Here is a 23,107-nt window from a genome sequence, read left to right on the forward strand (position 1 = left end):
CTCTTATCCTATTAATCTTTTATTTTTATAACGATTTCTCAGTATAAGAATGCAGCTCTGCTTCCAACCGCTGAACAAGCTGCTCACATAATGAATCCTCAAAGAGAACCTCGCGAATATGAATCATCCCCACTCGCTCAACCCAATCTCCTAGTTGTTCTAAATAATTGGCTGTTTCTCTGTAATATTGGATAAGCCCGCAAATCATTTGCTTTGCCCTTTCTTCATGGGCTGCTACCGTGAAAAGCTCTCCCTGTTTCAAAGAAGGAGATAAACTTCCTCCCACAAAGATTTCCCAGCCTCTGTCAGCACCTACTATACAGATATCCTTTGTTCTCATATCAACTTCTTTATGCTTGCATCCAGACACACTGATCACAAGCTTATGAGGTGTTAATAAAAACTCCAACTCTTTTTCTAATTCGATCGAGAGCGTAAGAGATCGATCATTTGTCTCGCATTGACAGTCTTTTTCACTAAAATATGTGTTAATATGGCGAACCGTATTGGCTGTCACAGGACTTAATCTTAATTCAGAGGAAACAGCATGAATGTTTTCCTGTTTAACCCCTTTTAATTGAATCCGCTGTTCAGGCGTGATCCCAACGTCTCCAATGTGATATCTCTCCATCACATTTGCTAGTTTTTTCAAATCTTCAGAGGTCATTTTGCCTCCAAAAAGCTGCGGTATGATTGCGTAAGTACCATCCCTTAGCTTTTTCACCCTCATTTCTTCAAGTGAATTCATAGATTGATCTATTCCGTCACGCTCCGGATAAATCATAGATAGATAATAACGAATGGCCGGTACACAGCTAGAGCACCCTTCCATTGTGCGCCAAGCAAGTTCACCAAAAACCTCCTGCAATGATGTAAGATTTCGTTGTTGAATTTGTAAAACAACCTCATCCTCTGTGAGTGTTGTACATGAGCATAGCGACTTATGCTCAATAATTTCATCACATTCATCACTATGAATATAGTTTACTAAGTCAGTTAAAAGTAACTTACACCCTCCGCATGAGCTCGACGCCTTCGTACACTGCTTGACTTCTTTCACGGTTGTTAACCCTTGCTGCTGAACAGCTTCCATAATGGCCCCTTTTGTTACTCCATTGCAGTTACAAATCATTTCCGATAGCTTCATTGATTTGACCGATGAAGCTCCATTGTCTATCGAGTGCAGAAGACTGCGTTTATCCTCGTCACTCACATGCTTTCTTTTCACAATCATGTCCAGCACTTTTGATTGCTCTCTTGTTTCCCCATAAAGGACCGCACCGACAATAATATCTCCTTGAAGAACAAGTTTTTTATAGATATCTTCTACTTCATTTAACATCGTTAATGTTTTGGTCGATTCATCTTCTTCAAATTCACCGACCGAAAATAGATCAATTCCCGGTACTTTTAAACTCGTAGATAAAACAGAACCTTTGTAGCCATCTACTGGTTTTCCACAAATAGACTTAGCCAGCACTTTCCCTTGCTCATAAAGTGGTTTTACAAGACCGTAGACAACTCCATTATGCTCAACACATTCACCAACCGCGTAAATATCCGGGATACTCGTTTCCATAAAGTCATTTACGACAATCCCTCTATTTGTGAGAATACCAGATTCCTTAGCCAAGCTAATATTCGGAACAACCCCAACAGACATCACAACAAGCTCCGCTTTTATCTTCGTACCATCTGTAAATTCCACTTCCTCCACTCTGTCTGTTCCACAAATTTCTTTCGTTACTTTTCCTAAAAGACACCGAATACCTTGCTGTTCAAGTTGTTTTTGAAGCATACGAGATGCCTTAGCATCCAGCTGACGTTGCATCAAATAATCTGTATTGTGAACAACTGTTACATTTAACCCTAAATTTAACAAACCCCTTGCCGCTTCTAGACCTAATACTCCTCCCCCGATCACAATTGCCTTTTTGAACTGTTTAGATGCCTCAAGTATTCCTTTACAGTCCTCAATGGTCCGGAATGTGACAACTCCCGGCTTTTCTACTCCAGGAAGAGGAAGAACAAAAGGAGATGATCCTGTGGCTAAAATTAATTTATCAAAAGGAATGAATCGATTTTTATCTGTCGTAATCACTTTTAGCTTTGAATCAATTATTGTGGCAGTTTCACCAGAATATAATGTAATCTGGTGTTTTTTATACCATTCTATGTCATTAATTGTAATCTCAGGAAATGTCGTCTCACCTTGTAGAACGGATGATAATAGGATGCGATTATAATTGGCGTGAGGTTCACTTCCAACGATTGTTATATCGTATAGATCTGTATCTTGTTTTAATATTTCTTCTATACATCGGACTCCCGCCATTCCATTACCGATTACTACCAATCTCTGCTTCATGTTAACCTCCCTTAGGAAAAGCTCAAGCACCTTGATCAGCCCCCGACTAGCATAAGAAGAATTGAAACAGAAGGTGTTTTTTGCCTTCAATTCCAAAATAACTTATAACTCGAGAGGCTAGGCGCTGGGGCTAGACACCTGAACTAAGTACAAAATTGTATCATTCCTAAATCGTCAGACCTTTTTTGAATAAATCCATTATTTCATATATTTCTTCACAGAAAATTATTCTTGTTAGATTTCCTAACAAGAATTCTTAGTTTCTACTTATATACTTTTTCTCACTTAAATCATGTTAATTAATTTTATTTTTCCACGTCACATTTGCTTACAAGTATCTTTTCTACTACTTTTTTGCCCTCTATAATAAGCGACATACAACGAGACAGAATATGAAAACAAATCGAATAGCAATTGAAAGGAGATTTACAATGAAAATATCTGATTTGAAAACTAGTGGTCATCCAAAGACACTATTTTCCTCTTTCTTGTATTTTGATGTCAGTTTTATGATCTGGGTTATACTTGGGGCCCTAGGAGTATTTATTACCGAAGAGTTCGGCTTATCCCCAGCTCAAAAGGGGTTAATTGTTGCCATCCCGATTCTTGCCGGTTCGTTCTTCCGTATCATTTTAGGAATCTTAACTGATCGCTTTGGTCCAAAACGAACAGCTATCTTGGGGATGACATTAACGGCTATCCCATTACTATGGGGATTATTTGCTGGAAATACATTGCCTGAATTGTATATGATCGGGATTTTATTAGGGGTATCTGGCGCAAGCTTTGCCGTTGCTCTCCCAATGGCCAGCAGATGGTATCCACCCCATTTACAAGGTCTAGCAATGGGAATCGCAGGTGCCGGAAATAGCGGTACACTTTTTGCCACATTATTTGGTCCGCGTTTAGCCGAACATTTCGGATGGCATATTACAATGGGATTTGCTCTTATTCCATTATTCATAACGTTTCTTATCTTCATCTTTTTAGCGAAAGATGCACCATCACAGCCTGCACCTCAACCGCTCAGAAACTACTTTAAAGTATTTGCACATAAAGATACTTGGTTTTTCTGTATTTTATATAGTGTAACCTTCGGTGGATTTGTCGGCTTATCAAGCTTTTTAAGTATGTTCTTTGTTGATGAATACAAGTTATCTTCTGTCCAAGCCGGAGATTTCGTCACATTATGTGTTGCGGCAGGAAGCTTCTTCAGACCAGTTGGAGGATTTATTTCTGATAAAGTTGGCGGAGTAAAAGTATTATCCTTCTTATTTATTGGTGTTGCCATTTGTATGTTTGGAGTTAGTCAATTGCCTCCACTATTTGCTATCACCGTATTACTTTTCATTGGAATGATGTGCTTAGGAATGGGAAATGGCGCTGTATTCCAATTAGTTCCACAACGTTTCCAAAAGGAAATCGGGATGATCACAGGTATTGTCGGAGCTGCTGGCGGGATCGGCGGATTCTTCTTACCAAATATCTTAGGGACGCTGAAAGAAATGACAGGCTCATATGCTTCTGGATTCATCACGTTTTCAATCGTTGCATTAGTTGCATTTTCGATCTTACTTTATGTAAGTCATTCTTGGAAGAAGTCTTGGAAAGTAAAGGGAGATGCAGTGAAAATTTAATCGTTGTTTCTTCTTGCTCTAGTCACATTGTGGCTAGGGTTTTTATTTTACATTAAATTGTCAGTGTGGAAGATTATTCGGCGTAGCAGCCAATTTAACGTTTAAAGTATAAGGGGAACTAAACATCACACTTCACCATTACAAGCTCGCCAATCGGCGGGTTTTCTCTATTAGAAGGCAAAAACTTGTCTCTTTACAAAATGAAAATTTCTGGTATCTTAGTATAAGCGGTTATTTACCTAGGTAAATAATTAATCATTACTTAGGTAAACAAATTGAGGTGATGACATTGATCAATACAAATAAGCTATTTCATATGCTGTATCAAAAAACCCGACATATGACAAAGGAAGTTAATGAATACTTACAAAAGCATGAACTATACAGCTCACAGTGGTCTATTCTTTACTGTTTAAAGTCACACGGTCCTATGACACAAAGTGAAATTTGGCGATATCTAAATGTTGAAGCACCAACAGTTACAAGAACACTCCTTAAATTAGAGGAAAGAGACTTAGTAAAACGTACACCTGGAAGCGACAAGCGTGAAAGACTTGTCTCCCTTACAGAAAAAGCAATTGAGCTTCTTCCTTTGGTTGAACAAGATGTGAGGGATTTTGAACAAGACATGGTCGCCAGCTTAACAAATGAAGAACAAGAACTTTTATATAACCTTTTGAAAAAGCTTGGGCCAAACTAAATGAAAGTAAGGAGGAATTACTTTATATGAATCAAACAGAAAAACAACCGATATGGACACAAGGATTTATCAGTATCTTTCTAAGCAACTTCTTTATATTTCTTGCCTTTTATGGATTACTCACTTCATTACCCATTTATGTTGTTAATGATTTAGGCCGATCGAGTGTTGATGGCGGACTAATTGTCACGATTTTCTTATTATCTGCTATTTTCGTTCGTCCTTTTTCCGGTAAACTTCTTCAGGATTTTGGAAAAAAACGAATGTTAATGATTAGCATGATCTTATTCACCATCTGCTCATTTATGTATTTATGGATCGACAATTATGCATTGCTTCTTGTATTACGTTTTGTTCATGGGATATGGTTCAGCATTGCTACAACCGCTACTGGTGCAATTGCTGCTGATATTGTACCGATGAAAAGACGCGGGGAAGGACTTGGTTATTTTGTCATGTCAACGAACTTCGCTGTTGTTTGCGGACCTTTTCTCGCACTTACCCTTTTACAATATACATCGTTTACAACCCTTTTCTTCATTTTTGCATCCTTTATTACAATTGGTGTATTGTTTACAGCGTTTTGTAAAGTAAAAGAAGTAACTAGAACGGCTCCGGTCGAAAAGAAACGACTTCAGTTACAGGATTTATTAGACGGAAAAGCACTGCCGATTGCATTGGTAGGAAGCTTAGTCGCATTTACGTATTCAAGTGTATTATCCTTTATTTCAATGTACGCCAATGAATTGAAGTTATTAGATGCGGCGAGCTACTTTTTCGTTGTCTTTGCGGTTGTCATGATCGTATCTAGACCTTTTAGCGGCAGATTATTTGATACAAAAGGGCCAAATATTGTTATTTATCCCGCGCTAGGCTTTTTTATGGTCGGACTTTTATTATTAAGTATTACAAGCACTACTTTCATGTTTCTTTTAGCAGGTGCTTTCATCGGATTAGGTTATGGAACCATCGTCCCTTGCTTCCAAACCTTGGCGGTTCAATCGACTGAACACAACAGAAGTGCGCATGCAACCGCAACATTCTTTACTCTTTTTGATTCAGGTATCGCTGCCGGGTCCTTTGTGCTCGGAATCGTTGCTGCTCAATTAGGCTATGAAACTCTTTATCTTCTAGCTGGGTTATTTTTAATAATCGCTTTATTTATGTATAAATTCGTGCAAAATCGAAAAAAAATATCTGCTTCTGCTGTGGAGATAAAGGAATCAAGCTTATAAGGTAGATGGAAATGCTGCTTACCGGTATTGGTAAGCAGCTTTTTATTTTAACTGGATATATCTTACTTCGATCATGGCCTATTTTTGCAACTTTTGGAGATAATTTTGCAGTTATTTTGTTAATTTTGCAGTTTTTCTATTTTTTGCAAATTTTCCAGCAACACTAGCATTAGACAATTTCCCCCAGACATTATCAAAAAAGGATAGAAGATTCTATCCTTTTAGTTTAGTAAACCCCGCGAATATTCGGATGTATCTCTTCTGCATAAAAATCAGTTAATTTTTTTAGTTCCGCTTCACTAAATGAAGGAACTTCTGTCGCTTGCAGGTTATCCTCAACTTGCTTCACTGTTTTAAAACCAGGAATAACCGTTGTAATTTCCTCATGATCTAAGATCCAGCGAAGTGCTGCTCGAGCCATATTTCCGCGTCCTTCAGCGATCCAGTTAAGCTTCTGACTTAACTCAACACCTTTTGAAAATTCAATACCTGCAAATGTTTCTCCAACATTAAAAGCCTCACCATCTTTATTAAAGTTACGGTGATCATCAGCCTCAAAGGTAGCGTTTGTCGTAAATTTTCCTGTTAGCAAGCCACTTGCTAATGGAACACGCGCTAATAAGCCAACACCTTTTGCCTTAGCCTGTGGAAGCAATTCAGGAATGGCCTTTTGGCGGAAAATATTAAAAATAACTTGCAGTGCCTTCACATTGGATTGGTCTAAACAAAACAGACCTTCCTCCACTGTCTCAACACTTACACCATAATGGCGAATTTTCCCTTGTTGCTGCAGCTTGTCCAGCACTTCAAAAACTTGTCCATTTTTAAGGATCTCCATCGGCGGACAATGAATTTGGTACAGATCGATAGCCTCGCGCTGAAGTCTTTTTAAGCTTGCTTCACAATAAGCCGTCACAGCTTTTTCAGAGTAGGTCTCTGGATCAAAAATGTCACCCGCACGGCAAAATTTTGTTGCAATAAAGATTTTATCTTCCTTGCCTTTTGTTGCCTTTGCAAGTAATTCTTCACTATGGCCATCACCATAAACATCTGCTGTGTCAAAGAAATTTACACCGGCATCCATGGCACGCTCAAGGCCTTTTAATGCCTCTGTGTCATCTGACTTGCCCCATGATCCTCCAATCGCCCATGTTCCAAAGCTTAACTCACTAATTTTAAGATCTGTGTCACCAAGTTGACGATATTTCATTTTTCTCCACCATCCCTTTTGAGAAATCGTTTTCCATTATTTTTAGACAATCTTTATTATAGTACAAATGAAGCGCTAACAAAATTGATTTGCTTTTCAATAAGAAAAAAGAGCATGAACATCCGCTCACACTCTGCCTAACTATCCAAGCACCAATGCATCTAACGCAATAAGGGCTTCCTGTTCAATTGCCTTTGCTACTACATCCGTATGGGGGTTATATTCATTGCTTAAATCAGCATCTGCAAACCCGTCGATGGCTAAAATTGCTCCTGTCTTGAACCCGCGAATGGCTCCAATCGTAAATAGGCTTGAGTTTTCCATTTCTACCGCTAATACTCCAGCTTTTTTGTATAACTCATGCGGGAACTCGACGACACCTGTGTAAAACACATCTAATGTTAACGTGATTCCCTCATGGGCTTGTTGCTGCCTCATTGACGCAGATTGTACAAGTTGGTCCACGACTTTACGATTTGCGACCGCAGGGAATCCTTCAGGAACAAGCTGGCGTGTTAAGCCATCCATTCTAACCGCTGAATGACTAATAACAAGATGTCCCGGCTGAATGTCTTTTTGGTAAGATCCAGCTGTTCCAACTCGAATGAGAACTTCAGCTCCACCTTTAATTAACTCTTCAAAGCAGACTGCCGCTCCAGGTGAACCGACACCATGACTAACAACGGCCACCTCAACACCTTTCCAACTGCCTTTGTAGCTATGATATTCTCTATTTTTTGCTAATAACTGTCCGCCATCTAAACATTGAGCGATTTGTTCAGCGCGACCTGGGTCACCACAAACAATGATTCTCTTCGGTAATTCCTCTGGATTTATTTTTAAGTTAGGAAGTCTATCAGTCATAGTCTTTTCTCTCCCATTCATCTTCTGGAATAGGCAAATCCTCACCAGAGAATCTCTCTTCTTTAAATGGATCCCCGTTTATATGGAAGCCATTTTGCTCCCAAAATCCTGCCTTGTTTTCGTCGATAAATTCAATTCCTCTAATCCATTTCACACTTTTCCAAAAATATAGATGAGGAACAACGAGACGCAATGGCCAGCCATGTTTATCTGTTAAGGGCTCATTTTCGAAGGAATGTGCGAGTAATACATCTTCTCGATCTAAGTCTGATAAAGCCAAGTTTGCCGTATAATCAGGATCCGCATGTAGCATGACATACTTTCCTTTTGCTTCAAGGCCTAGTTCCTTCATGAAATCTTGAAATTTCACACCTGTAAAAGTGTTATCAAATCGAGACCATCTTGTAACACAGTGGATGTCACACGTCACAGACGATTGCTTCATGTTCATGATGTCGTCATAAGAAAGTGTGACTTCTTTATTAACAGCTCCAAAGATTCGGAGTGTCCATTTTTCCATGTCATATGTCGGGACATCACCCTCGTGTAAAATTGGGAAACGCTCAGTTAGCACCTGACCAGGCGGCAATCGCTTCGCTAGCTTTGGGTCAACTGCCGGTACTTTCATCCGTTTAATTCGATCTGCTTTTTTCATTTTCCCCATCCTTTCTCGTTTATCCCTTCTTAACTTGCAGTAAGACCCCCGCTGATGGAAGTTTCACTTTATCTTCCGCTCTGCTGGTTACCTTGCTGGGATCCCATGCCGCGATCTCTTAATAGGAACATAGCAATAATTGTAATGACATACGGGAGCATTTGCGTGAATTGAGTTGGCAATGAAAAGCCTTGAAGTCTTATACTCATAGCATCCATAAAGCCAAATAAAAGACTAGAGCCGATGATGCCTATCGGGTGTGATTGTCCAAGCATCATCGCTACTAATGCAATAAATCCTCGTCCTGCAGTCATTCCTTCTGTAAACATTGTCACCTGTCCGAGTGAAAGCTGCGCGCCTGCCAGTCCACATAAAATGCCTGATAATGAAATCGCTAAGTATTGAAGTGCTCCGACATTTAATCCTAAGCTTTTTGCTGCTACAGGATTCATCCCTACTGATAACACTCGGAAACCTGTTACAGTTCGATATAGAAAAATATATAACAATATAGCGGCCAAAAACGATAAATAAACAAGCGGAGAATGGCCTGATAAAAGCGACCCTATAACCGGTATATCTTCAATGACGGGAATATCCCATTTAGGAAGTCCCTGCATATCTTTATCATAATAAGCACCTTTTACATCAAATATGGTCCGAAGAGCAAATGTTGTTAAGCCAAGAGCTAAGAAGTTTATCGCAACACCAACAACGATATCATTTGATTTCAGCTGGATGGTCATAAAGGCAAAAACAAGAGAAAATAACAATGACATTGCTGCTGCAAAAACAACACCAAGGAACACACTTCCTGTTAAATGATTTCCTACGATCGCAGAGAAGGCTCCGATTAAAACTAACCCTTCTAATCCAACATTAAAAAGTCCTACACGTGCACATAATGCTCCACCTAATGCAGCAAGGAGTATCGGTGTTACCATGCGAATGGTTGAGCTTAATAGTGTTAAATCAAAAAGTTCCATGTGAGCCACCCGCTTTCGAATTTCGTTTCCACCACTTAAACGTGATTTTTGCTGAGATAAATAAGATTAGAACCGATTGAATAATACTAGAAACCTCAAGTGGAACTTGCGTATTTCGCTCCATTCCCATTGCTCCTGTTTCAATAGCAGCTAAAAAGATGGATGTAATAGCTGTACCAATAGGATGGGAGTTTGCTAGAAGCGTCGCCATTAAACCTGTCCAAGCTAACCCTGGTCCTGTCAATGCTCCGTCAACAAAACGATATTGAGTTCCAAGCACTTCCACTGTACCGGCAAGTCCAGATAATGCTCCACTAATAAACATACTCGTTAACATCACCTTCATCTTATCTACACCGCCATATGAAGCAAAAAACGGATTAAATCCCAGCATTTTCACCTCATATCCAGCAGAGGTTGCCCGAAACACGACATACATGATCAGAGCTGCTGCAACAGCAATTACAAAGCCCCAGTGGACACTCATTCCTTGAAACAGCTTCGGCAACCATACACTTTGATCAAGCATAACGGTTTGTGCTAGAGCTGCCGAACCTGTTTTGTCTTGAAAAGGGTCTGAAACCAAATAGCTTGCAAATAATACAGCTATATAGTTTAAAAGTAAGGTAGAAATTAATAATTGCACTTTAAACTTCGCTTCTAGCCATCCCGCTAGCAACGACCATAGCCCTCCAGCGATGATGCCAACGAGTAAGACGAGGAGTATTTTTCCGCTCCCACTGCCAGGCAAATAAACACCTGCAAGGGCAGCACTGACGGCACCAAGAACCATTTGACCCTCTGCACCAAGATTAAAAACCCCTGCACGAAATGCTAGGGCTACACCTAGTCCAACCAACATAATTGGAGTTGCTCTCGCTAATGTTGAGGTGAAAAAATAGAAATTCCCAAAGGCACCATTCCACATTTCTTTATATGAGGCAAGCACTGGCTCACCAACGATACTAATGGCGACTGCACCTGTTATTAATCCTATAAGAATTGCAATAAATGGCTGAAGTAATGGGCGAAGTAATTGAACGATACTATTTTTTACTTTCATGGTGATTTCCTCCTGCCATTAAAACACTAATTGCTTCCTCTGTTGCGTTTTGACGATTAACCTCTCCAACAATTTTCCCCTCATACATGACCAGAATCCGATCAGATAAAGACATAATTTCACTTAACTCAGAAGATACAAGCAAAACTGCTTCTCCTTTATTTCGCTTTTCAATAAGTGCTTCATGTATATACTCCATTGCCCCGATATCGACTCCGCGAGTAGGTTCTGCCGCAATCAAAATTGGCATTTCCTGACCAAGCTCTCTTGCTACAATAAGCTTTTGCAAATTTCCACCTGATAAATTGCCAGCCTTTTCTTCAAGGGAGCCTGCTTTGATTTCAAATTTTTCAATCCAGCCATTAACCAGCTTTCGGAATGGGGCTTTTCTTAAAAAAGAGTAGGAACGATATTGTGGTTTCTTGTGATATCCCATTAGAGCAGTTTCTTCAACAGTCGCTTGTTTTGCAGCACCCCACAAATAACGATCCTCAGGAATATGAGATAAACCCGCTTGTCGGATGGAAAGGACAGATTGGTTTGTCATATCTTTTCCATCTACATGAATGGTTCCCTTTTTCACTGAACGCAACCCGGATATTACTTGAAGAAGCTCTGATTGGCCGTTTCCTGAAACACCTGCAATCCCAACAATTTCACCGCGATTCACCGTTAGAGAAATATCATCTAATAGAGGCTTGTTACCCTTTTCCTGCACTGTAACATTTTTTATTTCAAGAATCGCATCTCCATTCATTTGTACACGTTCAGTCAAGTCATGGAGTTCACGCCCTACCATTAGCTTTGCTAGCTCATCAACGGATGTTTGCTCTTTTGAAACCGTTCCAGTCACTTTTCCATTTCGAAGCACCGTCATATGATCCGCTACTTCCATTACCTCACGAAGCTTATGTGTGATGAGGATAATGCTTTTCCCTTGATCAGCTAGCTGGCGAATTGTTTTCAGCAGGCCCTTGACTTCAATTGGAGTTAGCACAGCAGAAGGCTCGTCTAATATGATGATATCTGCTCCTTGATAAAGCACCTTTAATATTTCAATACGCTGCTGTTCTCCAACAGAACAATCTGCCGTTTTAGCGTTTGGCCTTACCGGTATTTGATATTTTTCTACTAGTTCCTGTACTAGTTTTGTCGCTTGTTTGCGATTAAAAAATCCAGCCTGCCTTGGTTCATGACCGATGACAATGTTTTCAGCAGCAGTAAAATCAGGAAACAACATAAAATGCTGATGCACCATACCAATTCGATTTTTAATGGCATCGTTTGGATTTGCAAAATTCACACGCTTGCCATCAATAAAAATTTCACCTGAGGTTGGCTGCTCCATTCCATAAAGCATTCTCATTAAGGTTGTTTTACCTGCCCCGTTTTCACCAACGACAGCATGGACCTCACCTGCTTTAAGCGAAAGTGAAATCGAATCATTCGCTATAAAGTTTCCGTACATCTTTGTCATATTTTTCATTTCTAACCGCGTCGTCATTTTTAAAGCCTCCCCCCCGATAAGCATGGGAAACCGACTGCAAAAAAGCTTGTAGTCGGTTTCTGATGGTCTATTCTGTTTAGTTCTCTAAAGGATTTTTAACTTCAAGCTTGCCACTTACAATCTCTTCTTTTATCGCTGTTACTTGATCAATGACTTCTTGTCCGACAAAGTCATGTAATGGCGTTTCACTCTCATGTGTGACGTAGGTTAAGCCAACACCCTCTTCTTTTAATCCATACGCAACAACACCTGGCTCATACGTACCTTCAGCAAAAGCCTTGATTGTTTCGTAAGCTACTGCATCAGTTCCTTTTAACTGGGAAAGTACGATATGTTCTGGATCCAGCTCTGTACGATCAATATCTTGTCCAGCTGTATAGAATCCCTTTTCCTTTGCTGCTTCAAAAACCCCTAGATCACCAACAGCTGCTGCACCTGCAATAAAGTCCGCACCTTTTGATGCTTGTAATAAAGCAAGCTCTTTCGCTTTCGCTGGGTCATCAAAGCTTCCTACATAGTTCACAAGGTATTCTGCATTAGGATTTGTTGACTTTAAGCCTTCTTCAAAAGCAACAGTCCATTTTTTCAATAGTGGAATATCCATTGCAGCTACCATGCCAACTTTGTTTGTTTTTGTTGATAATCCTGCTGCTGCACCTAAAAGATATGCTGCTTCATGTTCTCTAAAGTTCACACTGCGTACATTCGGTAAATCAACAGTCGTATCGATTATTGCAAATTGTTGGTCAGGATTTTCCCCTGCAACCTTCTTTAACGCATCCTCTGATTCAAAGGAAGAAGTAATAATTAAATCATAGCCTTCCGCCACTGCTACACGTATATTTTCTTCAATCGCTGAATGGTCTGTCGATTCAATCGTTTTTAACTCAAAGCCAAATTCCTCAGCAGCCTTTTTTGCTCCATCATCCATTTGCTGGAAGAATGGGTTCACTCCAATTTTTTCTGGAAGAACAAGGGCAATTTTCTTGGCTTTTTCTGTTTGATCACTTGCTGACTTTGTCGATTCATTCGCTCCACAACCAGCAAGCAGAAATGTGAATAATGCAATAAAGACAAATAACTTTTTCACGTAATACCCACCTCTTTTTTCGTGTTTTTTTCATCTAATGACAAATATACACTAGTTTTTCACTTAAATAAATATAATACACAAACATTTTTTGTATTTTTTAATTAAATGTTCGTATTTAGACAAAAAGCTCTACCTTTGGTAAGGAAGAGCTTTTTGTCTAAATTTGTCGCAAAATTAAATTATTTCTTATTTTAAAGAAAAATGAAAATAATGCAAGGTATTTTCCTGAAATAATTTTATTTTTCAACCAATAATGTATGAAGATATGGAGCATATTACCGGTCAATTTCCTCTTGGTAGGATATAATTGTGAAGAAACTACTTTTCTAGAGGAGATGAAAAGCATGGCAGGAATAAATGAGTTCGTATCAGGTTGGATGAGACACCGCAAAGTATTACATGAACTACTGGATACCTTTGAAGATCAACACTTAAGCTACAAACCGTGGGAAGAAGCTATGTCACTTTCTGAGCTTGTCTTACATATCTCAGGTGCAATGGAAATGTTTACAGACACAGTAAAAAACGGAGTGTTTACTCCTCCATCTGGACCTTCTAACAATATTGAAACAGTTAGCGAACTAAAAGGTCTAGTTGAAGCGCAAACAAATGAAACAAAAACCAAATTAGAAGCATTAACAAACGATCAATTGGAAGCAATCGTTGAATTTGCCGGAATGAAAATGCCTGGTTTAATTCTACTAGATAGCGCGAAAGACCATGAAATTCACCATAAGGGTCAATTATTCACATATGCCCGCTTGCTCGGAATTCAATCCTTGCCGTTCTTTGTGAATCGTTCCTAATAAAAACAGCCCAAGCGCCTTGGTCAGCCTCGGGTAAATAAGACGCAAATGAATAGAAGACGTTCTTTGTCTTCATTTCGTTTGTGGCTAGACCCTAGAGGCAGTCTAAAAATGCGACTTCCTGTACTTCGGGGCTAGGCGCTGAGCTAGACACCAATACTAGATAGAAATTATCTATTAGCAAACAAAAAATGCCTGACACCAATTACGATGTCAGGCATTTTTTAATTTGTTGCCTCTTCAAGGCTTTTATAATAATTCACCAAAGCAATAATGGCACTTCCCATTCGTTCCTCCTCAGGAACGACTATTCTTGTAATACCAACTTCTCTTAGCGCTTGTGCTGTCACTTTCCCAACAGAAACCGCCATTACATTTGTAGAAAATGCATTTAGTAGTTCTTTTTCTACACCATGTTCTTTTGCATAAGACATTAAAAATCTAGCTTGAGGGGTACTTGTAAAATTAACGGCATCTATTTTTCCATCTAAAATTTCACGAACAAGCTGTTCCATCACTTCTGGTTTTGGCGGAATGTGCTTATATGGAAGAATTTCTCGGTAGTCTGCTTCTTGTTCTTTCAGCCAGTCAATGAGAAGAGGGGCTGGATCGCCGTGGAGCTGCAAGGCCACTCGACAACCTTTAAGAGAATGCTTGCTAAGTTCTCTTACCAATCCTGCCGTACTGCCATCATCATCTCTTACATCTGGTTTTACCCCTAGTTTTTTAAGGACATTGACTGTTTTATAACCTCTAGCTGCAATTTTTGCTTTTGTTAAGGCCTCTAAGAACTGTTCACCAAGTCCTATACCAACAGCTGTTTGATAGAGCTTGTCTGTTCCAAGTCCTGTTGTAAAGATCAGCCAGTCAAAGTCACCTTCAATGAGAGCATGTATTTCTTTTTCAACGTTTGTATCATCTAAAAAAACAGTTCCTTGCGCTGGGCGTATTAACGCCACTCCACCTAAGTTTTCTACTAATTTACTTAATTCCTCAGATTTACGCTGACCTACAAGGGCGATCGTTTTGCCATTTAGTCGCTTCATAACGTCCCTCCGCTTAAACTTATTGCCAATATTGTATCACTTTTTTGAAAAGTTCGTTATGTAAAATGAAGGCTCTTGGGTTTTTACTCCAGGTTCGGGAGCTTCTTGTTCTCTTTTATTCAAAAGGCTGTTTTCGTATACTTTGTTGTTTATTAAAGCATTTAAACGTTAGAACTGGTTCGTTCCATTGCACTGCAGACACAAGATTCCCCGGGGAGGAAGCCGAGCCTCCTCGGCTTCACCTGTGGGGTCTCGTCCTTTCCTCTTCTCCCGCAGGAGTCAAGTGTCTTCCGCTCCATTCCACTAACTTTTTAAAATAGAATTCAAAGCAACAATCTTTACGAAAACAGCCGTTCAAAAAGAACCAGTAATTTTGTAAAATTAAACATTTTTTGCAACTAATCACTTTTTTGCAAATATTTAATTTTCCTTGCAAAATTTGTCTGCATTTTTGCAACTTAAATTATTTCACTATACACAAAAGAGGTTCGAAAAACGTTCGAACCTCTTTCATTAATTAGAAGACAATTGTTTTATTTTCATGAACAAGAATCCGATCTTCCAGATGCCATTTTACCGCTCTAGCTAATACACTTCGTTCAACAGATCGTCCAATTTTTTTTAATCGATCAACATCATCACGGTGATCAACACGGCTGATGTCTTGTTCAATGATCGGGCCTTCATCTAAGTCATTTGTGACGTAATGTGAAGTTGCACCAATTAATTTTACTCCGCGTCCATATGCACGCTCATATGGTCTTGCTCCAATAAACGCAGGTAAGAAGGAATGATGGATATTGATAATTCGATTTGGATTTGCTGAAACAAATTTAGGCGTTAAAATTTGCATATAGCGAGCCAAAATAATTAAATCAATATTATATTCTTTTAATAGCCCTAGCTGTTTTTCCTCTACTTGCTCACGAATATCTTTATTTGCCGGGATATGATAGAACGGAATGTTGAGTGATTCAACTACTTCTCTCGCTTCCTCATGATTACTAATCACAAGTGCGATATCTGCCATTAAATCGCCGCTTTGCCATTCCCATAAAAGCTCTAATAAGCAATGAAGCTCTTTTGAAACGAAAATTGCTACTTTCTTCACATTGTATACATGTGTTAATTTCCATTCCATTGAAAATTCTTTCGCGATTTCGCTAAATTGATTTTCCATATCTGAAGCTTTTTCCTTCAGGTTTGGACATTCAAACTCGATACGGATAAAGAATGTACCGCCTTCCGGATTTGTTGAATATTGACTTGATTCAATAATATTCGCGTTATGTGAAAATAAAAATTTAGATATCGTAGATACAATTCCAGGTTGGTCCGGGCAACTAACTAATAAACGACCTCGATTTTGATTATTGTCCTGAAATTGTTGAATTTGATTTTTTATAAATGCATTCATCTGTAAAATACCTCTCTATTCGTAATTAAAACATTATACATTATACTCTCCAAATATTTAAGATCTAATTTATCCTTCACGATCTGATAGATGGTTTCTTTCCTTTACTTTTATCTTCCGAATGATCTGATTCATCACCTCTGATAAAACCAATCCTATTGCTATCGAACCGGAAATCATAAAAGCCTTAGCAGCAAGGGCGATTGCTTCATTGTAATTATTTTCGACGACCTGCCGCATCGCATCATAAGCTAACCCGCCCGGCACTAACGGGATAATTCCTGATACATTAAAAATGATAACGGGTGTTTTATGCCTCTTTGCATAAAATTGACTAATAATAGCGATAAAAAACGAGGCAATCAAGGAGGAAAATACACTATCATCCGAATATTCATAAAGGCCAGTATAAATCATCCAGCCAATCATGCCAACCAGTCCGGCTCGAAATAAAGCTTTTACGGGAGCATTGAAAATAATACCAAATGCAGCCGATGCTACAAAGCTTGTCATAACCTGTTCAATCAAGCTCAACCCTCCTTCGAAATGCGGAAGCGGCCGTTCAGCGACGTATGAACTGGAGCACTCCGTATGAGATAAAGGAAACACGAAGAGCGTTAGCGATTCGATGTTGACTTATCGTAAGGAAGAGTGTGAAGTTCACTAGTCGCTGGCCGCTGGCAGTCTAATTTCGCGACGTCCTGTCGCAACGACTGCACTTGCACGTCCTGTGCTTCGAAGCTAGACACCATATTACGTAAAATCTTATACCTCGTAGCTCCTTTGAAATGCGGAAGCGGCCGTTCAGCAACTTTTGCGCAGCACAAAGCTTTCCTATTAAAGGAATCAATAAAACGAAAACACAACCGCAACACCTGCTCCTATTGCAAAAGCAGTTAAAAACGCCTCTGCACCCTTTGATATCCCTGATACTAAATGGCCTGCCATTAAATCTCTTACAGCATTCGTGATCAATAATCCTGGAACTAGCGGCATAACAGAACCAATAATAATTTTATCAAGCTCTGTACCAATATTGAGAAACACAAAAAGGACAGATAATAAACCAATAAGCAAAGAAGCTAAAAATTCCGCGAAAAATTTAATTTCGACTAGCTGATGTATGTAAATTAAGCTTGAAAATCCGATTCCTCCTGCAATAACTGCTGGAAGGAAATCTGACCAAGTACCTTGAAACATAATAAGAAAACATCCGCTTGCAATGGACGCAGCTCCAATCTGTAACCAAATCGGATAAGCATGGGCATCAAGCTCAATTTCCTTAAGCTGCTCATAAGCTTCTTTCACCGAAAGTTCTCCATTACTAATTTTCCTTGAAACTCCATTGACCTTAGCTACTTTTTGCAAATCTGTTGAACGATCAACAATTCTTACTAGCTGTGTCGGTGTTTTACTGCTTACTGAAAAAATAATCCCTGTTGGTGTGACATAGCTATGGGAATTTTCGATCCCAAACGCTGCTGCAATTCTCATCATTGTATCTTCCACCCGATACGTTTCTGCTCCACTCCTCAGCATAATCTTGCCAGCTAACAAACACACTTCGATCACATCAAAGGTTTGGTTGTGGTCATTGTTCACCGTCTCCACCATCCCATTGTAAAATATCTAGTAATGAGTTTAATGAAGAATCGTTATTTAAGCAAATCTTACATCATAAATATTTCATGTAACTTATATTGACACGTCATGTTACATGTTTTAAAATTTATTCTAAACTATAAAAAACATACAAAACCTGAATAAAAGACCCGTCATTTCCCGCAAAGAGAAAGTTACACACGCCTTTTTCTTGCGGTTTTTTATTACCCTCATTTAGATTCTTGTAAGTGTAAACGTACTAATCTCAACTGGAAGGGGTTTTATCCTAATGAATCAATCTTTTGCTAGTAAACTAGCAGCTTCGGCTAAAAAAACAAAAGCTGATATAGTTGTAAAAAACGGAAAAATCATTGATGTATTCAATGGCGAGTTAATCGAAGAAGACATCGCAATCCAAGATGGAGTCATCATCGGAATAGGTCAATACGAAGGTGAGAACATCATCGATGCTAAGGGAAAGTATATTTCTCCCGGTTTTATCGACGGTCATGTTCACATTGAATCCGCCATGGTCACTCCGCAACAGTTTTCAAAAGTTGTCGTCCCACACGGTGTTACAACAGTCATTACAGACCCGCATGAAATTGCTAACGTAAGTGGTTCAGCAGGCATTCAATTTATGATCGATTCTGCTAAAAATCTTCCATTAAATATTTTCTTTATGCTCCCATCCTGTGTACCTGCTACACCATTCGAAAATGCAGGCGCGACATTATCAGCTCAGGATTTACAATCATTTTATCATGAACAAAGTGTACTTGGTCTTGCAGAAGTCATGGATTTTCCATCTGTTTTTCATCAAGAGCAAATGATGATGGAGAAGCTTTCTGATGCAAATAGGCTCGGGAAAAAAATCGATGGTCATGCAGCCGGTATTTCAGGGGATGATTTAAATGTGTACGCAACAGCTGGGATTAAAACTGATCATGAGTGTGTCACACCTGCCGAAGCTTATGAGAGGCTAAAAAGAGGAATGTATCTGATGCTGCGAGAGGGGTCTGCTGCACGGGATGTAAAAGCACTGTTGCCTGTTATCACAAAAAGAAATGCTAGACGCTGCCTGTTTGTTACAGATGATAAGCACATAGATGATTTAATAGCAGAGGGAAGTATCGACTATAACATTTCGCTATCGATTGAGAATGGATTGGACCCCATTACAGCCTACCAAATGGCAACTCTTCATGCAGCTGAATGCTTTGGATTGGTTACAAAAGGAGCGATTGCACCTGGATATGATGCAGATTTCGTTTTTTTAGATGACCTTGAGGCCGTTAAAGTTAATGAAGTGTTTATTAAAGGAGAACTAATTGCTGAAAATGGCCATTGTGTTCAAACTTCCTACAAAGAGGAAATGATTCCTTCAGCCCTACTAAATACGATTCATATTAAAGAAATTGGTCTGAATGATATCCAGATACCATGTCCAAAGGAAGCATCAGCCAATATTATTGAAATCATTCCGAATAAAATTATCACAAAGCATGTAGTGGAGAAAGTTGATTCAATTGATGGTTATTTTCAGCCATCCATTCCAAATGATCAGCTCAAAATGGCTGTGATCGAACGGCACACCTCCACCGGAAACATCGGTTTAGGTATTGTAAAAGGATTTGGACTGGCATCTGGAGCGATTGCATCAACAGTCGCACATGACTCTCATAACATGATTGCTCTTGCTACAAATGATCAGGATCTTTTGAAAGCCGTAGACGCTTTAAAAGCTATGGGCGGCGGGTTAGTTGTTGTAAATGAGCGAGAAGTGATTGCTTCCTTACCACTTGAAATATCAGGATTAATGACAACTACGCCATTTATCCAAATCAATGAAAACTTAAAGCAAATCGACAAGGCTCTATATGAGATCGGTTTTTCTAAAAACTTTAATCCTTTTTTAACCATGTCTTTCTTGGCTCTGCCTGTTATACCTGAACTTAAGCTTACAGACCTTGGGCTTTTTCAAGTGAAGGATTTCAAGCATATCGGTGTTTTTTTTAACAAAAGCGGAAGCGCCTTGATCAGCCCCGACAAGCATAAGACGATTTAGAATAGAAGGCGCTCTTTGCCTTCAATTCTAAATTGGCTTATGACCTCGAGGGGCTAGGCGCTGGAGCTGGATGTCAAAGCACATAACCATAGTTCAATCATCTTTTAGTTTCCTTAGCATTAAATATCTTAGTCCCCTAGGTGTTCTTCACATCTAATCCACTACTCCAAACTCTACCTCTTATATAAAGCCTCTTTCCAAATCTCTAATTTTGGATGGACCATTTCGAGAATTTTGAAGTAGCTATATGCTAGAAGGTCGATATCAATTAATGGTGATTCTTGAGTTTTATTTAGATAATCCCTAATTTCCGGTTCAGCTGTTTGTGATAATTGATGAACCATAGCTTCAAAAATATTTCCCTGCAAATCTTCTTCCACCTGATGATATGCCTTTCTCAATTCGTTTATAGCATGCTCTGATTTTATATTCTCGATAATTGAGGCAGCAAAAATATTGGCTTCCTCGTCTTTTAAATACACTTTTACCGCATCAACAACTTCATCTGATTGAAAAGTAATAAACGCTTCGGCTATTTCCTCCAGCAGCAAATCATCATCCCTTGTTAATAAAGAAGCAAGCTGAGCGATGGACTCCTTCATCCCCATTAGCCCCATCATATACACGGCTAAATATCCGTCAAATTGAAACCACTCTTCCTTTCTATTTGCTTCAAACATCATCAACAGTTGATCCTTGGATATGTATTTCTTTTTTACTAATGTATATGCGATCTTCTTAGCTAAAAGATAAGCGTTCATATCAAAGCTGTCTTCGTTTTCAAGTCTGGTAAGGATATTCATATACTCCCTCCAAACCTCATCTTCGGAACCATCTCTTAACACTCGATAAATGTTCCAGTCTTGATCATTGATAAAACCGGCTAATACCTTTTGGTTTTTCAAGATGATTTCAGGGGTAAACTCCAGTAATAATTGGACAAATAGATGGTGAATACTATCATGGACCAGATCCAATCCATCTATTATCATTTGGGCTAATTCTTCATCTTCGGGATCTACTTTCAGATACATAAGTAAAGATGTTTTTTCAGGGTTTTGTATTGCTTCTTGAAATAGTACTCTTATCCATTCACGCTTTTTATTTGGATAGTCATGAAGAGTTTGAGCAATAAACTCTTGAAGAAAACAGTCATCTTTTAGTAAATATTGGTTAATTCTATTTTCATAATTCAGCATTTTTTTGTATTCCTTTCCTCAATCAAAGATCCTCTCTCAGTTTTATCATGTAATGAAGAGGTATTTCAATTTAACTGGTGGAAACGATTTATTTTTTATTGACAACATGTATATACAAGTTTATGATGTTAAGGTATTTGTATATACAGATTTTGAGGATTGGCTCCGAAATGAAAACGCTATTTCCGAGTCAAATGATTCTTATAGGAGGGAAAACAATGAGTGTCGATCAAAAACAAGTAAGTCAAATCATTGATGCCATTGGTGGAAAAGAAAATATTTCCGCAGCCACACACTGTGTAACTCGTTTACGCTTCGCGTTGGTTGATGAAGGAAAAGTAAATAAAGATGCACTAGAAGAAATTCCGCTAGTAAAAGGATCTTTTTCAACAAATGGTCAATATCAAGTTGTTATCGGTCAAGGAACCGTTGATAAAGTTTATAAAGAGCTCGTTCAACAAACTGGAGCAGGAGAGGCGTCGAAGGAAGATGTTAAGAAAGCTTCTGAGAAACATTTAAATCCAATACAGCGTGCGATCAAAACATTAGCTGACATCTTCATTCCAATCCTCCCGGCCATTGTAACTGCTGGTTTATTAATGGGAATTAACAACATCTTAACAGGACCAGGCATTTTCTATGATGAGCAATCCCTCATTGATGTTCATCCGCAGTGGGCAGATTTAGCCAGCATCATTAACTTGATTGCGAATACAGCCTTCGTCTTTTTACCTGGTCTCATCGGATGGTCAGCTGTTAATCGTTTTGGAGGAAGTCCGTTACTAGGGATTGTTCTTGGTTTAATGTTAGTTCATCCTGATTTGTTAAATGCTTGGGGATATGGTTCAGCTGAAGAAATTCCTACATGGAACTTATTCGGATTAGAAGTTGAAAAAATTGGCTATCAAGGTCAAGTTTTACCGATTTTAGTAGCATCATTCTTATTAGCCAAAGTAGAAATCTTTTTACGCAAACGTGTTCCAGATGGGCTTCAATTATTAATCGTTCCTCCATTAACACTTTTAATCACTGGCTTTGCTTCATTCATCGTGATTGGACCTGTGACATTTGCAGTGGGAAATGTGTTAACAAATGGAGTTATCGCGATTTTTGACAATTTTGCTGCACTTGGCGGTCTTATCTATGGTGGTTTATATGCCTTATTAGTTGTAACAGGTATGCATCATACGTTCCTGGCAGTTGATATTCAATTAGCAAATGCGGGAGGTACATTCCTCTGGCCAATGCTTGCTCTATCAAATATTGCACAAGGTTCAGCTGCTTTTGCGATGATGCTGATTTTAAAAGAAGAAAAACAAAAGGGCTTGGCGCTAACATCAGGTATTTCAGCATGGCTTGGTATTACAGAACCTGCGATGTTTGGTGTTAACCTTCGTTACCGTTACCCATTCATTGCAGCATTAATTGGCTCTGGTATCGCTGGATTATTTATCTCGATTAATGGTGTTAAGGCATTTTCTATTGGAGTTGGCGGAGTACCCGGATTCTTATCTATCGACTCACAATTCTGGGGTTCATTCTTTATCGGAATGGGAATTGTCCTCGTCGTACCATTTGTTTTGACATATATTCTTGCGAAGATGAAAAAAGATTAGGAAAAAGGGATGAGCAACTTTGTCCCTTTTCTTTC

The 23,107-nt window shown here is 39.0% G+C and carries 19 protein-coding genes; 6 read left to right on the forward strand and 13 right to left on the reverse strand.

The window, feature by feature from the left end; genetic code table 11:
* Positions 1-25: 25 nt before the first annotated feature.
* On the reverse strand, positions 26-2,368 hold the full coding sequence (nirB, locus tag AC4GZ8_RS14155) for a nitrite reductase large subunit NirB (protein ID WP_491082538.1): 2,343 nt from the start codon (positions 2,366-2,368) through the stop codon (positions 26-28).
* A 431-nt stretch (positions 2,369-2,799) separates the two neighbouring features.
* On the opposite strand from nirB, the gene AC4GZ8_RS14160 reads away from it, so the two are divergent.
* The 3 genes from AC4GZ8_RS14160 to AC4GZ8_RS14170 all read left to right on the forward strand — a co-directional run bounded on the left by AC4GZ8_RS14160 (position 2,800) and on the right by AC4GZ8_RS14170 (position 5,940).
* Positions 2,800-4,005: an MFS transporter gene (locus tag AC4GZ8_RS14160; RefSeq protein ID WP_491082539.1), complete on the forward strand. Its 1,206-nt coding sequence runs from the start codon at positions 2,800-2,802 to the stop codon at positions 4,003-4,005.
* Positions 4,006-4,288: 283 nt separating this feature from the next.
* Positions 4,289-4,705, forward strand: coding sequence for a MarR family winged helix-turn-helix transcriptional regulator (locus tag AC4GZ8_RS14165; RefSeq protein WP_491082540.1), 417 nt, complete (start codon positions 4,289-4,291; stop codon positions 4,703-4,705).
* Positions 4,706-4,731: 26 nt separating this feature from the next.
* Positions 4,732-5,940, forward strand: a complete 1,209-nt coding sequence (locus AC4GZ8_RS14170) for an MFS transporter (protein ID WP_491082541.1) — start codon at positions 4,732-4,734, stop codon at positions 5,938-5,940.
* Positions 5,941-6,166: 226 nt separating this feature from the next.
* On the opposite strand, the gene AC4GZ8_RS14175 is transcribed toward AC4GZ8_RS14170, so the two are convergent.
* The 7 genes from AC4GZ8_RS14175 to AC4GZ8_RS14205 form a co-directional block, all read right to left on the reverse strand.
* Positions 6,167-7,150: an aldo/keto reductase gene (locus tag AC4GZ8_RS14175; protein ID WP_491082542.1), complete on the reverse strand. Its 984-nt coding sequence runs from the start codon at positions 7,148-7,150 to the stop codon at positions 6,167-6,169.
* 141 nt (positions 7,151-7,291) lie between these two features.
* A complete protein-coding gene (locus tag AC4GZ8_RS14180; protein WP_491082543.1) occupies positions 7,292-8,014 on the reverse strand; it encodes a nucleoside phosphorylase in 723 nt (240 codons plus the stop codon).
* Complete coding sequence (locus tag AC4GZ8_RS14185) at positions 8,007-8,669, reverse strand: sulfite oxidase-like oxidoreductase (protein ID WP_491082544.1); 663 nt, start codon at positions 8,667-8,669, stop codon at positions 8,007-8,009. Before AC4GZ8_RS14185 ends, AC4GZ8_RS14180 begins: the two co-directional genes overlap by 8 nt.
* A 68-nt stretch (positions 8,670-8,737) precedes the next feature.
* Entirely contained in the window at positions 8,738-9,655 is a 918-nt protein-coding gene (locus AC4GZ8_RS14190; RefSeq protein WP_491082545.1) for an ABC transporter permease, read from the reverse strand.
* Positions 9,642-10,718, reverse strand: coding sequence for an ABC transporter permease (locus AC4GZ8_RS14195; protein WP_491082546.1), 1,077 nt, complete (start codon positions 10,716-10,718; stop codon positions 9,642-9,644). Before AC4GZ8_RS14195 ends, AC4GZ8_RS14190 begins: the two co-directional genes overlap by 14 nt.
* On the reverse strand, positions 10,702-12,222 hold the full coding sequence (locus tag AC4GZ8_RS14200) for an ABC transporter ATP-binding protein (RefSeq protein WP_491082547.1): 1,521 nt from the start codon (positions 12,220-12,222) through the stop codon (positions 10,702-10,704). Before AC4GZ8_RS14200 ends, AC4GZ8_RS14195 begins: the two co-directional genes overlap by 17 nt.
* A 79-nt stretch (positions 12,223-12,301) precedes the next feature.
* Positions 12,302-13,315 (reverse strand): BMP family ABC transporter substrate-binding protein, encoded by a 1,014-nt coding sequence (locus AC4GZ8_RS14205; RefSeq protein WP_491082548.1) that lies wholly within the window; start codon positions 13,313-13,315, stop codon positions 12,302-12,304.
* Between the two features lie 347 nt (positions 13,316-13,662).
* Between AC4GZ8_RS14205 and AC4GZ8_RS14210 the strand changes: the two genes are divergently transcribed.
* The gene (locus AC4GZ8_RS14210) at positions 13,663-14,124 is read left to right on the forward strand and encodes a DinB family protein (protein WP_491082549.1); all 462 of its coding nucleotides are present in this window, start codon (positions 13,663-13,665) and stop codon (positions 14,122-14,124) included.
* Positions 14,125-14,348: 224 nt separating this feature from the next.
* Here the strand turns inward: AC4GZ8_RS14210 and AC4GZ8_RS14215 are convergent, their stop codons facing one another.
* From AC4GZ8_RS14215 to AC4GZ8_RS14230, 4 genes are all read right to left on the reverse strand, one after another.
* Complete coding sequence (locus tag AC4GZ8_RS14215; protein WP_491082550.1) at positions 14,349-15,170, reverse strand: uroporphyrinogen-III synthase; 822 nt, start codon at positions 15,168-15,170, stop codon at positions 14,349-14,351.
* A 517-nt stretch (positions 15,171-15,687) separates the two neighbouring features.
* On the reverse strand, positions 15,688-16,587 hold the full coding sequence (purU, locus tag AC4GZ8_RS14220; RefSeq protein ID WP_491082551.1) for a formyltetrahydrofolate deformylase: 900 nt from the start codon (positions 16,585-16,587) through the stop codon (positions 15,688-15,690).
* Positions 16,588-16,656: 69 nt separating this feature from the next.
* Entirely contained in the window at positions 16,657-17,121 is a 465-nt protein-coding gene (locus AC4GZ8_RS14225) for a threonine/serine exporter family protein (RefSeq protein WP_491082552.1), read from the reverse strand.
* A 312-nt stretch (positions 17,122-17,433) separates the two neighbouring features.
* The gene (locus AC4GZ8_RS14230) at positions 17,434-18,201 is read right to left on the reverse strand and encodes a threonine/serine exporter family protein (protein ID WP_491082553.1); all 768 of its coding nucleotides are present in this window, start codon (positions 18,199-18,201) and stop codon (positions 17,434-17,436) included.
* Positions 18,202-18,478: 277 nt separating this feature from the next.
* Between AC4GZ8_RS14230 and ade the strand changes: the two genes are divergently transcribed.
* Positions 18,479-20,257, forward strand: coding sequence for an adenine deaminase (ade, locus tag AC4GZ8_RS14235; RefSeq protein WP_491082554.1), 1,779 nt, complete (start codon positions 18,479-18,481; stop codon positions 20,255-20,257).
* 173 nt (positions 20,258-20,430) lie between these two features.
* Here the strand turns inward: ade and AC4GZ8_RS14240 are convergent, their stop codons facing one another.
* On the reverse strand, positions 20,431-21,456 hold the full coding sequence (locus tag AC4GZ8_RS14240) for a zinc chelation protein SecC (RefSeq protein WP_491082555.1): 1,026 nt from the start codon (positions 21,454-21,456) through the stop codon (positions 20,431-20,433).
* 218 nt (positions 21,457-21,674) lie between these two features.
* On the opposite strand from AC4GZ8_RS14240, the gene treP reads away from it, so the two are divergent.
* Positions 21,675-23,072 (forward strand): PTS system trehalose-specific EIIBC component, encoded by a 1,398-nt coding sequence (gene treP, locus AC4GZ8_RS14245; RefSeq protein WP_491082557.1) that lies wholly within the window; start codon positions 21,675-21,677, stop codon positions 23,070-23,072.
* The last annotated feature ends 35 nt before the right edge of the window (positions 23,073-23,107 follow it).

The organism is Metabacillus sp. RB-C-LZQ-3-1, from assembly GCF_058315175.1.